Source organism: Bacteroides congonensis (assembly GCF_900130125.1).
Taxonomy (GTDB): Bacteria; Bacteroidota; Bacteroidia; order Bacteroidales; family Bacteroidaceae; genus Bacteroides; species Bacteroides congonensis.
On the sequence record NZ_FQXY01000010.1, the window covers coordinates 890316 to 903109 of the forward strand.

The 12794-nt window shown below is 47.1% G+C and carries 5 protein-coding genes; 2 read left to right on the forward strand and 3 right to left on the reverse strand.

Features of this window, described 5'->3' with window-relative positions:
* Window positions 1–13 precede the first annotated feature (13 nt).
* Genes BQ7997_RS14815 through BQ7997_RS14825 form a run of 3 tightly spaced genes read right to left on the reverse strand, consistent with a single transcriptional unit; the run spans window position 14 to window position 6962 of the window.
* A complete protein-coding gene (locus BQ7997_RS14815) occupies window positions 14–1828 on the reverse strand; it encodes a heparinase II/III domain-containing protein (protein ID WP_073347044.1) in 1815 nt (604 codons plus the stop codon).
* A 20-nt stretch (window positions 1829–1848) separates the two neighbouring features.
* Window positions 1849–3660, reverse strand: coding sequence for a RagB/SusD family nutrient uptake outer membrane protein (locus BQ7997_RS14820; protein WP_073347045.1), 1812 nt, complete (start codon window positions 3658–3660; stop codon window positions 1849–1851).
* A 29-nt stretch (window positions 3661–3689) separates the two neighbouring features.
* On the reverse strand, window positions 3690–6962 hold the full coding sequence (locus BQ7997_RS14825) for a SusC/RagA family TonB-linked outer membrane protein (protein ID WP_073347046.1): 3273 nt from the start codon (window positions 6960–6962) through the stop codon (window positions 3690–3692).
* Between the two features lie 266 nt (window positions 6963–7228).
* Here BQ7997_RS14825 and BQ7997_RS14830 point away from each other — a divergent pair, with 266 nt between their 5' ends.
* Both BQ7997_RS14830 and BQ7997_RS14835 read left to right on the forward strand, forming a co-directional pair.
* The gene (locus BQ7997_RS14830) at window positions 7229–8662 is read left to right on the forward strand and encodes a sialate O-acetylesterase (RefSeq protein WP_049701441.1); all 1434 of its coding nucleotides are present in this window, start codon (window positions 7229–7231) and stop codon (window positions 8660–8662) included.
* 8 nt (window positions 8663–8670) lie between these two features.
* Window positions 8671–12639 carry a hybrid sensor histidine kinase/response regulator transcription factor gene (locus BQ7997_RS14835; RefSeq protein ID WP_073347047.1) on the forward strand — a complete coding sequence of 1323 codons (3969 nt, stop codon included), beginning with the start codon at window positions 8671–8673 and terminating at the stop codon, window positions 12637–12639.
* Window positions 12640–12794: the final 155 nt, after the last annotated feature.

Here is a 12794-nt window from a genome sequence, read left to right on the forward strand (position 1 = left end):
TTTATTTGTATTACTACTTCAAAGGAATAAGTCGTACTTTCAGTTGCGAAGCACGATTGGTAGGAATCACCGTCTCAAAACCCACGCGGATGGTTCCCGGATTGCGGAAATCATATTCATGCGGGGGCACGTTCGACCAGGTTTTCATTTCTACTTCCGTATCGGCATCTACCGTCAATAGCATCCGTTGTCCGTCTTTGGTTAATTCCATCCGGTTCTTGCCCGTTATTTTGGCTTCCGCCGGAGTGACCATTATCCAGGATACGGCAGCTTCCTTGTCCCCCGTCTCCAACCGGTCGGTTACTTCCAGATGGTCTTTCTGATCCAATATCACGGTGCGGACGACTTTCTTCACGCTGTTGGCAAACACACTCGACAGGTCTACTTCCGCCCCTTTCTGTTTCTTCGACTCGAAAGTACGGGTGATCGGGGCATTGCTCTCTACCAAATGGCGTTCTCCGTTAATCGTCAACGTATTGTGAGCGATATTGCTTAGCCGGAATACTTCCCAGCGTTGTCCGTTCTGCGACATATTCCACAGGTCTACTCCCTTACTTTCGAGCGTGATGTAACTCTGCATACCCAAGTCCATCGCCCAACGCACCCCGTCTCTCTCGAAGATAAACGAACCGGCATCCATGTGCGCATGAGAGGTAGAAGGCGAACCGCCTTTCACTCCCAGATAGGTATCTTCCTTGCTGTCCCATCCGCCACGGTAGATAAACACAGGCGTATCTCCGCGACTGAACCAGAAGTTTTTCTTCGGCTTGCCGATATTCTTCAAATCGAGCTGCGAACAGAACACCATCAGGCTGGGCAGTAAACGGTCTTCGGCAAACGGCATATCCGGGCGGTCGAGATACTGACGTTCAATCCACAACAGGGAAAGGTCTTTCGCCTTGCCTGCAAACCAGAACATCATCATATTACACTCCGCCTCTACCGGAGAATCCGAGAAACAGAAACAGTCTCCGCTCGGAGCCGTCATATACTGCATGAAACGGGCAGATTCCATGAAGCCGGGGGCTTGGGAGAGCCCATTGTCTGTGCCGAAAGCACTTTCGAGCGCAGCAATGAGCATTACCTGAAAACTTGTCCCGTACCCCCAATATCCGAACCCTTCGGGATAACCTCCGTCGGGGCCATAACCTACCATCGCTTTCGGATTTGTCTCCATGCATTTCTCTATGATGCCTTTCGATACCTCCGGAATCTCTTCAAAAAGAGCCAGCGCGCCATACGCCAATCCACTATTACATACGGAATTCCAGTTATTCTTGGCTGTATAGAACCAGGCATGACGGGTGTTCTTTGCCGCGTCGAACCCTTTTGCGATGATTGCTTCGCGCACCACCCGGCGGGTGTCGGGCTGCAAAGAGTCATACAGCCAGTCATAACCGATAGCCAATGCCATTACCATCTCGCCCACATCCAGAAAATGAGTGGGGTTCCAGTCGGTGAAACGGCTGACAGCGAGCATCTCCTGTTCAGCACGGTGAGCGTATTTCTTATCTCCCGTCATACGGTAAGCGTATGAGAGGTAATAGATACGCTTCAATGCGATGCGCGAAATCGCCAACAGGCGTTTGCCCTCCTTGATACGTTCCACTGGTGGTTCCGTAAGTGTCCGGTCGCAAAGTTCCATGATCCGTTGGTGAACTGCTGCCAACGGGGGATACTCCGCAATAGCTTTCTTAATAGCTTCTTCTCCGCCCTCCGGCAATAACAACCGGGGATGAGGCGCTATCTTGCCATAGTCAAACTGTTGCGCAAATACACCTGTGCAACCGGATACAAAAATGAGTAATAGTAAAAGTATTTTCTTCATCCTTATTCAAATCTTTATGATTAATACGCCCAACCGCTTCGTTTAGTCAGGTTCGGGTTCTTTTGCGTTTCAACGATAGGAGCAGTCCACGGCCACATATAATCGGTGTAATACCAGTTATACTCTACCATATCGCCCCACCAGGACTTGCCGCCATTCACGTCTTTCCCCTGGAATTTGGTTTCTTTGTAGGTTCCCCAACGTACTTCATCGAAAAAGTTGATTCCTTCCAGACAGAATTCCACGCGACGTTCATAACGTATCCTTTCGAGCATGTCTTCCTTTCCGTTCACTGCGCACGGGCCGCTTCCGCCCTCTGTCAGTGCAGGCATGTGGGCGCGGGTACGCACTTTATTCACCAGGCGGATGGCTTCTCCCAACTGATCGGTCTGCGCCAATGCTTCGGCGTACTGCAACAGTACATCGGTATAGCGAATCAACGGCCAGTCGGTATGGCAACGGCTCCGGCTAATCAAACGTCCTTTCTCAAACTCATTGTACTTGCGATAGCAGTAGAAAGCAGAAGTACGTTTATCGAGCCAGAAGTCTCCACCATTCGTGCCCTGTTCCTTCAACGGCCAACGGAGTTGTTTACCGATCTGGTTGGCATCTCCTGCATAATTAGGCTTGTAGCAGTCTACCGGCACATAAGGAGTGACGACGGTCTGTTGCAGACGCGGGTCACGACTGTCATACGCCTTTTTGATGCGGGCTTCATTACCGCTGTTCAGGTAATATTTCTGATAGATATCTTCGCCTACCCGTTTGATAAGCGCATTCTTTTGTGAGGACATGGATTCCAGTCCGTCACGGCAGAAGAAGATTTCACGCTGTTTTGGAGTCAGCAAGTCCCAGTCTTGCAGGCCGTCTACTTCCGACCATTTGAAGTCCGATCCGTCGGCGTTCTTATAGTAGTCCACAAAGTCTGCAGAAGGTTTTATTTCCGTCCAGCCATCATACGTATCGCGGGCACCGGTCATTTGCTGAATGTTATCACAATAACCAGTTTCTTCGCTGAACTGGAGCGAGAAGATCATTTCTTTATCCTTTTCGTTTTCATATTTGAAGAAGTCGGCATATTCGCCTGTCCACAAGCCATAACCGCACGCTTCCACTTCTTTAAAATCGTTGCCTGCTTCCTTGTATTGCTTCTTCCACATATACACCATACCACGCAGGGCATAAGCGGCACCTTTAGAAGGACGGCCGTAGTTTTCATTCAGCGTGTTATTGGGGAAGTCGGGATTGTTGATGCAATACGTCAAATCATCCAGAATCACTTGCCATACCTCATCTACCGAAGATTGGCCACGGGTACAGTCTTCGTTATTGATAGGTTCCAGATAAACGGGAACACCCTGATAAAGCATATTCAGACGATTGTACGCCCAGGCACGGAGGAAACGGGCTTCGCATTGGTAACGTGCCAGTTTATCAGTACTCATACCCGCTTTATGCAGATTGGCAATCGCATCGTTACACGCATGGATAATGGTGTAACAGAACTTCCATTCATACCACACCTGAAAGTCATTGGCAGGCTTGGTAGCCAGCGAAAGCAGTTCCACCGGATAGTTGTTGGAATAATAATCGGTTGCAAAGCTCATAGCTTCGATTCCCTGACGGTTCAGTCCGTCGGCACGGCGAAGCTGGGTGGAGGAGAGTTGGGTGGCATAGAACGGGAAGTAAAGTCCTGCCATTCCCTTGTCGGCAAGCTCCTCCGTGGTCCACATGTTTTCACTTGCGATCTGGTCTTCCGGAGCCACATCGAGAATATCCATGCAGGAAGTAGCCGCCAACGCCATCGTTAAAATCATTAATATCTTTTTCATATCAGATTCTGTTTTTTAGTTCTACATCATTAAAAGGTAATCTGTCCGCCAAAAGAGATCTGACGCATCAATGGATAACCGATAGCAGTTCCTATCTCCGGATCGAGTCCCGGATAACTAGTAATCGTCAGGATATTGTCCATCGACACGAAAGCACGGAGCTTATTAACAAAGAACTTGCTGGAAATCCGTTGCGGCAACGTATAGCCGATCTGGATATTCTTCAACTTGAAGTAGTCGCCCTTATATTCGTTCCAGTCGCTCTGGATTCTGTTATTATAGGTAGTACCGTATGTCAGGCGGGGATATTTGCCCCACTGGTTGGTGCGCGGATCGTCCGGGTTGGAAGGATCGAAGAAGTAATGGTTATCGGCGATATGCTCGATAATGCCATATCCGTGGCTGACTAGTGTCGAGTTGTAGTAATCCGTATTCCAGTTGAGGTAATGCCCGAAAGCTCCCGACCATAACATGGAGAAATCAATGTTCTTGTAAGAGAAGGCACAGTTGAAACCCAGGTTGAATTTGGGGACACTGGTGTGTCCGGAGAAATCCCGGTCGTTGGTATCGCCGTAGTTCATATCACCGTTGCTGTCGGCATAGAGTATATCACCATACCAAAGCTGGTCTTTGGCAATCGTCTTCATTCCTCCGAATGAATAACCGGAGTCAATCATGGCCTGCACCCATACCATATCTTCTTTCGTACGTATCATTCCGTCCTTCGGTCCCGCATGGATATCCACCGCACCTCCGGTATAGCCTTCGCCGGAACCTCTGTACACCTTATACATATAAGTTTCCCCCAGTTGGCGGCCTTCACAGATGTAACCTCCGAAGCCGGATTCGGACACATCACTGAAGTTATTGACATAACTGACTTTGTTTCCCTGCGCATCATACATCCAGTATTTCTGGAGTTCGCCTTTGAACTTCATTACTTTGTTGGCATTGAAAGAGAAGTTCATACCCACCCGGTATTCGAAATCTTTTCCGATACGGTCGTTCCAGTTCAAGGTAAATTCAACACCGCGGTTGCGTACTTCACCCAGGTTCTCGGGAGCAGAGCCTACAACACCCATTGAAAGATAGAGTTCGGGATGGTAGAGAATGTCCGAAGTATACTTATTATAATAGTCTATTTCACCCGTCAGGCGGTTGTTGAAGAAGCCGAAATCAAGTCCGATGTCGGTGGTGGCGGTACTTTCCCAGTGCAGCTTGTCGTTGCTTAGTTTCTTGCGTACCAGTCCTTTGGTTCCTTCACCGTCGATTACGACATTGCCTGTGGCGTAGTTTGCCTGCCAGTCGTAGTTGCCAGTAGAGTTGTTACCTGTCTTTCCATAGGAAACACGCAGTTTCAGGTTGGAGAGATAGTCCGATGCTCCCTGCATGAACGATTCTTCCGAAATACGCCATCCGCCGGAGAACGAGGGGAAATATCCCCAACGCTGGTTCACACCGAAACGGGAGGAGGCATCGGCACGAAGGTTGGCTTCAAAGAGATAACGTCCTTTATATCCGTAGTTGACACGGCCGAAATAAGAGAGCAATCCCCATTTGGCGGGTGCCGAGCTGGAAGAGCTGACGAGCGTCTCGTAAGTGCTTAATTCGTTCAGCGTCCAGTCCGTAGCGCCTTTACGGGAAACGGCAAAGCTCTTGCTGTAATATTCTTGGGCAGAATATCCGAGCAGTGCGCCCAGATCGTGGTCTTTCTTGATGGTCGTATTGTAGCGTACCAGTATTTCAGCACTCTGACGCCAGGTGCGTGCGCTCGTATTGGTGATGGAAGCGTTCTCCAACGCGCTTTCGCTGACGCGCTGGTCGGTGACATAGTCCCAATAACCATTCTGGCGGCTATAAGAAGACTTGTCGGTGAATGTCGGCGAATAGTTGAAGGTACCTTCAATGTTGAGTCCTTTATAGGGAGTGATAATTCCGTAGACGGAAGCATTGAGACGCCATACGGTATTGAAACCGGTGGCTCCCGCCATCTGACCGAAGATATTATTGGCATTGGAAGATTCTTCGCTGGCCAGTGCGGCACGTCCCCAATAGTTCGGCTCACCGGGATATACACCCGGAGTGGTCTGATAGAGATACTTGAATCCGTTGCTGATATTAGCCATCCCATAATCCTGCTTTTGCCCGTAAAGACGGGTGCCGACGGTCATCCATTTCACAATCTTGGCTTCCAGATTGGTACGGAAATTGATTTTCTGCGTACTTGAATCGAGGTTCCAGCGGTTCATGACTCCCTGATTGTCGAGATAGCCCAAAGAGAGCATATACTTCACTTTCTCCGAGCTGCCGGAGACAGAGAGGTTGTGTTCCTGCGAATATCCGGTGTCGAATACTTCGTCGAACCAATCTGTGTTCGGATAGGCCACGTAATTGGGCACTCCGTACTCATTCAGTCCGTTCGGATCGGCAGAAGCAGCCCTCCAGCGGTCAATGCTTTCCTGCGAGAAAATACCTTTGGTATTCACATTTTCGCAAGCCTCGTTGACCAGTCCCATATAACGGGCATAGTCGCTTACGAAAGAGAGGTTGTTGTAAGGCATCTGCACGACTCCCGAATAAGAATAGGAAATTTGCGGTTTGCCTTTCCCGCTTTTGGTGGTGATAAGGATGACTCCGTTGGCGGCGCGCGTACCATAAATAGCTGTGGAGGCAGCGTCTTTCAGTACGGAGATGCTTTCGATGTCGTTGGGGTTCACATTGTCCATGCTCCATTCGATACCGTCCACTAGGACCAATGGGGAGTTGGTATTGAACGTACCGTTACCGCGGACGCGGATGGTGGCACCGTCCGAGCCGGGTTGTCCCGAAGCTTGTGTGACGTTCATACCGGCGGCGAGTCCCGAAAGGGCGGAAGAAACACTCATGATGGGTCGTCCTTCCGTCTGGTCGGCAAAGTTGATGGAAGTCACAGAACCGGTCAGGTTCACTTTCTTCTGTACACCGTAGCCCACTACCACTACTTCATCCAGTACTTTCGTTTCCACTTTCATCTGTACATCGAGTTTCGTACGCCCGTTCAGGGGAAGCGTGGTGGTCTGATAACCAATGTAACTGAAAGAAACGGAAGGTTTGGCAGAAGTTGTTTTTAAGGTATAGTGTCCGTTCAGGTCTGTCAGGACACCGTTTGTTGTACCTACTTCGACGACGGAAACACCCGGCAGGGTTTCTCCATTCTCATCGATCACTACTCCACTTACCGTGGCAGATGTTTGTGCCCACACCACATCTGTCAGTAAAAAGAGCAAAGCCAATAAAAATAATAGATAATGCTTCTTTTTCATTTTATTAGATTTAATGAAACAATTAGGTTGTTAAATACTCACCCTGCAAAGAAATGGGATATTTAGCCAATCTAATAATACTGTTTAGGCGATTGATGCCACTAATTAATAAAATTCGGAGGAGAATGGAAAGGAAAAACAATCTTTTAAGAATTCGACTAGTTTTTATCAGAAAATGACTAGATAATTTTATTCCATATTTAAAAATAGGTTGTATTTTTGCCCGATACCTAATAACTATTCGTCGAATATCTAATAAAAACAGTATGAAAAAACATTTTCTACTTCTTATTTTATCACTTTTATTCCTGCCGATTGCACAAGGCAAAGTAAAACTTCCTGCAATGATGGGAGATCACATGGTACTTCAACAGAACAGTTCCGTTAAGTTATGGGGTTGGGCAGACGGTAAGAAAGTAACTGTCACCACTTCGTGGAACAACCGGACCTATCAGGCATCTACGGATAAAGACGGGACTTGGCTGGTGAAAGTAGACACTCCCGAAGGGGGGTATACTCCTTATTCCATTACTATCAGTGACGGAACTCCGGTCACTCTCTCGGATATACTGATAGGAGAGGTATGGATCTGCTCCGGACAGTCGAATATGGAAATGCGTATGATGGGAAATACGGCACAACCCATTGACAACTCACTTGAAACGCTGCTGAATGCAGGTAACTACCGTGACCGTATCCGGTTTATCACCGTGCCAAGAATAAAAGATGTACAGCGAAGGGCGGACTTTAAAAAAGAAAAATGGAAAGTCTCCACTCCTGAAACAACTATTGATTGCAGTGCAACAGCTTATTTTTTTGCCAAACAAATTACCGAAACTCTAAATCTACCGGTAGGATTGGTAATCAATAGCTGGGGAGGTTCCCGAATTGAATCCTGGATGACCGAAGAAACACTGTCATCCATTCAAGGAATAGATATAGAGACAGCCAAAAGTTCTAAACTGGATGTACGTAATCGATTAGGGTGTCTGTATGATATCATGTTATGGCCTGTCAAAAATTATACAGCACGTGGATTTCTTTGGTATCAAGGAGAATCGAACATTTTCAATTATCAATTCTATGCTCCGATGATGACTGCTATGGTACAACTATGGAGAAATGTGTGGGAAGCGCCCGATATGCCTTTCTATTATGTGCAGATTGCTCCTTACAAATATGAAAACAGCCGGAATACAGGTGCCGCCTTGCTGCGTGAAGCACAAGTGGAAGCACTGAAAACAATCCCTAATTCGGGCATTGTACCCACTACGGATATCGGTGATGAATTCTGCATCCATCCGCCACAGAAGGATGTAGTAGGGCTTCGGTTGGCTACGCTTGCACTGACTAAGACATACGGTATCCGCCGGTTGCCATCCAACGGCCCGATGATGACCAAAGTGGACTATGCGGACAAAAAGGCCATAGTGACATTCGATAATGCACCTGCGGGGTTGTTCCCTACTTTCTCCGAACTGGAAGGATTTGAGATTGCGGGAGCGGACAAGAAGTTCTATCCGGCGAAAGCAAAGATTGTAGGACGTACCAACACAGTAGAAGTGTGGAGTGAAGAGGTAGCCCAGCCGGTTGCCGTGCGCTATGCTTTCCGTAATTATGTGGGAAATATCACGCTGCGGAATACTTTCGGTTTGAGTGCTTTCCCGTTCCGCACAGATACGTGGGATGACGTGAAATAAAGGAAATCATGAAACGATCCATCTTATCCATATGTATATTGCTGGCATCGGTTTCTCTGGCCTTCGCCAATATCTACAAGAAATATGACGTTCGATCGGGGTTATCGGGCAATTGTGTCCGGAGCATCCTTCAGGATAGCATCGGCTATATGTGGTTTGCAACGCAGGACGGGCTGAATCGTTTCAACGGTATCGAGTTCACCAACTACGGACATTCGTCAGAAAACGGCGGAAACAGCTATATGAATATAGTAACGATTTGCCGCCATCAGGATAACAATCAGATTTGGGTGGCAAGTACGGAGAAGCTGTATTTATTCGATTCGTGGGAAGAGAAGTTCTCCGTATTCGATAAACAGACGGAAGACGGGGTGTCAGTCAACAGCGTCTTCGGAATGGCATACGACAATGACGGGCAGTTATGGATCGGAACAACCAACGGGCTGTTTGTCTACAACGAGAAAAAAGGTACGTTGAGGCAATATCTGCATTCTCTTTCCGATCCTCATTCATTGCCGGATAATCACATATGGGTGATTTATAACGACTCGTTCGGGACTATCTGGATAGGTACCCGGAATGGGCTGGCGAAATACAACCAACGTACGGACAACTTCACAGGATATATATCCGAGGGCACTTCTTTCGGACGTCCTGCCTGCAACGAGATTATCTCTTTGATGGAAAGTTCGCAGGGAGTATTATGGGCGGGTACATGGTACGGGGGACTGGCACGTTTCAATAAAGAGACAGGGCAATTCCGCTATTACTTCGGAGAAGGGGACACGCTTACCATTCCGCGCATCCGCACCTTGTTTCAACGGACAGCCAACTCTTTCTATCTCGGCTCCGACGACGGACTTTATACATTCAACACCACGACAGGAGAATGTCTGCCTACCGACGACGGACAAAATAAAGAAAGTATCTATGCCTGTTATCAGGATAGGGAAGGGGGAATCTGGATCGGGACTTATTTCAGTGGAGTGAGTTACCTGTCTCCCAAGCATAAGGATATCGAGTGGTATTATCCCAATGGTACGGAAAATTCTCTTTCGGGAAATGTAATCAGCCAATTCTGCGAAGATCCCGATGGCAACATTTGGATTGCTACCGAAGACGGGGGACTGAATCTCTTTGATCCCCGCACGAAAAAGTTCAAGAACCATCTGTTGAGAAGCAGTAACCCTAACATCGGTTATCACAATATCCATGCACTACTATACAATGAAGGAAAATTGTGGATTGGCAGTTTCTCACGGGGATTATATATCCTGGATACTCAAACGGGAAAAATGAAAAACTATCGCCATAACCGCGCAAACCCACATTCAATTCCTAACGACCATATCTACTCCATCTATCAAACGAAGGATGGCAGCATTTATCTGGGAACGCTTTCCGGATTCTGCCGGTATGACCCGGAAAGTGACTCTTTCCGGACATTGGAACCTTTAAGCCATATCTTTATCTACGATATGGTTGAAGACCAACATGGGGACATGTGGCTGGCAAGCAAAAGGGACGGCATTTGGCGTTACAACCGCCAAACCGGTAAATTGCACAACTATCGCAACGACCCAGTAAATCCTGATTCTCCTTGTAGCAACTGGGTAATCCGTGTGTATATCGATCATAAGCAGCATCTATGGTTCTGTACCGAAGGCGGTGGCATCTGCCGTTATCACTATCAGGAAGACCGTTTTGAAAACTTCTCTACCAAAGAGAATCTGCCGAACAATATCATCTATGGCATACTGGACGATCAATCGGGTAACTATTGGCTTTCTTCCAACAGGGGACTGATCCGGTATGAGCCGCAAAACAAACGGGCACAACTCTATACCATCGAGGATGGATTGCAAAGCAACCAATTCAATTTCCGTTCTTCCCTGCAAGCCAGTGACGGGAAATTCTATTTCGGTGGGGTGAACGGGTTTAATTGTTTCTATCCGTTCAAGTTATCTATTAATAAGGTAAGACCTACGGCGTCTATCTCGGCGGTATATATGCACAGCCCCGACGACAAAGTAAGCCTTAGCAAGCGTATACCTGCTCTTAGCGGACAAGTAACGATTCCTTATCAGGTAGTATCGTTCGACATCGCATTCGAAAGTCTTAGTTATGTGGCTCCCAGCAAGAATTTATATGCCTACAAACTGGACGGTATTCACAAAGAATGGATATATACGGATAAACATAACGTATCTTTTCTCAACCTGCCTCCAGGTGAATATACTTTCCGTGTGAAAGCCAGTAACAACGATGAATATTGGAGCAATGACGACTGTTGCCTGCATATTGAAATTCTTCCTCCACCCTGGAAGACCATTTATGCCAAGATTTTCTATTTACTAATAGCGTGTGGCCTCGCATATTTCCTGATACAGCTTTATTTGCGTAAACAGCAGGCTGTGAAAGCAAGAAAGATGAAAGAGATGGAACAAATCAAGAATCAGGAATTGTTCCAGTCGAAAATTACATTCTTCACCCAAGTGGCACATGAAATCAAGACTCCGGTTAGTCTTATCAAAGCTCCGCTGGAAGCGATTTTGGAAACACATGAATGGAACAGTGAAGTGGAAAGCAACCTGTCTGTGATACAAAAGAATACCAACCGGCTGATGGAGCTTATCAAACAATTGCTCGACTTCCGAAAAGTGGACAAGGAAGGTTATACGCTTTCATTCCATGAAGTGGATATCAACCGGATGATAGAGGACATCATCGACCGTTTCCGTGCCATCTCCCTGACCGGAATCTCTTTCAGTGTCTCCCTGCCGAAAGAACATCTGCAATATAATGTAGACCAGGAGGCGCTGACTAAAATTGTCAGCAACCTGCTGACGAATGCCATGAAATATGCCCGCACCCGCATTATGGTGATTTTGGACGAACATCTGTCTGCAGAAGGGCGTACGCTCTCCTTGTGTGTACGCGACGACGGTCCGGGTATTCCGCAAGAGGAATGCAGCAAGGTTTTCGAACCGTTTTATCAAGTGGGAAACACAGGAAACAACGGTTCGGGAGTAGGAATCGGATTGAGTCTCGTCAAATTGTTGGTGGAAAAGCATAAAGGAAAGGTTTATATCAATCCCGGCTATACGGAAGGATGCGAAGTATGTGTGGAAATTCCGTATTTGGAGAAAAGCATCTCTGTCAGCCCCTCCATTACTTCCATGCCCGACAAGGTTCCCGCTTTGGAGGAAGAAGGCGAACCCGCCGGTTACTCTCTTCTGGTAGTGGAAGACACGACGGATATGCTGGAGTTTCTGGCTAAGAATCTGGGAAATACCTATACCATCCATACAGCCGCCAATGGAAAGGAAGCGTTGGAATGTCTGGAGACAACGACAGTAGATCTTATTATCAGCGACATCGTCATGCCTCATATGGACGGATTCGAACTGTTAAAGTCCATCCGTTCCGACAATATGCTTTGCCATATCCCGTTTATCCTGCTTTCGGCACTCGACAGCATAGATTCAAAAATTGCCGGTCTTGACTATGGCGCGGACGCTTATATAGAAAAGCCTTTCTCGCTAAGCCACATGAAAGCCACCATCAATAATCTGCTGGAAAACCGGCGCATGCTGTTCAACCACTTTACAACGGTACCGAATATGTCATACGACCAGACATTGATGAATAAAACAGACGTGAAATGGCTGGACACGATCAATGAAATCATTACCCGCAATTTCACCAATGAAGAATTTACCATCGACAAGATGGCGGAAGAGATGGCTATCAGCCGTTCCAACTTACAGCGCAAATTGAAAGGATTGACAGGAATGCCGCCCAATGATTATATCCGGTTGATTCGGCTCAAAACTGCGGGAGAACTTTTGCGGGAAGGGGAGTACCGGATTAACGAAGTCTGCTACATCGTAGGATTTAATAATCCTTCATACTTCGCACGCTGCTTCCAGAAGCAATTCGGGATATTGCCGAAAGACTATGTGAAGAAAGGATGAGAATTTTAATATAGGAAACCGAACAACCAAAGAGGAATCTTCTAGTTGTCTCTGCCATATAGACGAACATACATTTCAATGGTTCTTATATAATTATGTCACAATAATCCCTTTACAATCTTCCTTATGTGTAGTAGGGTGTGCCCATGACACAC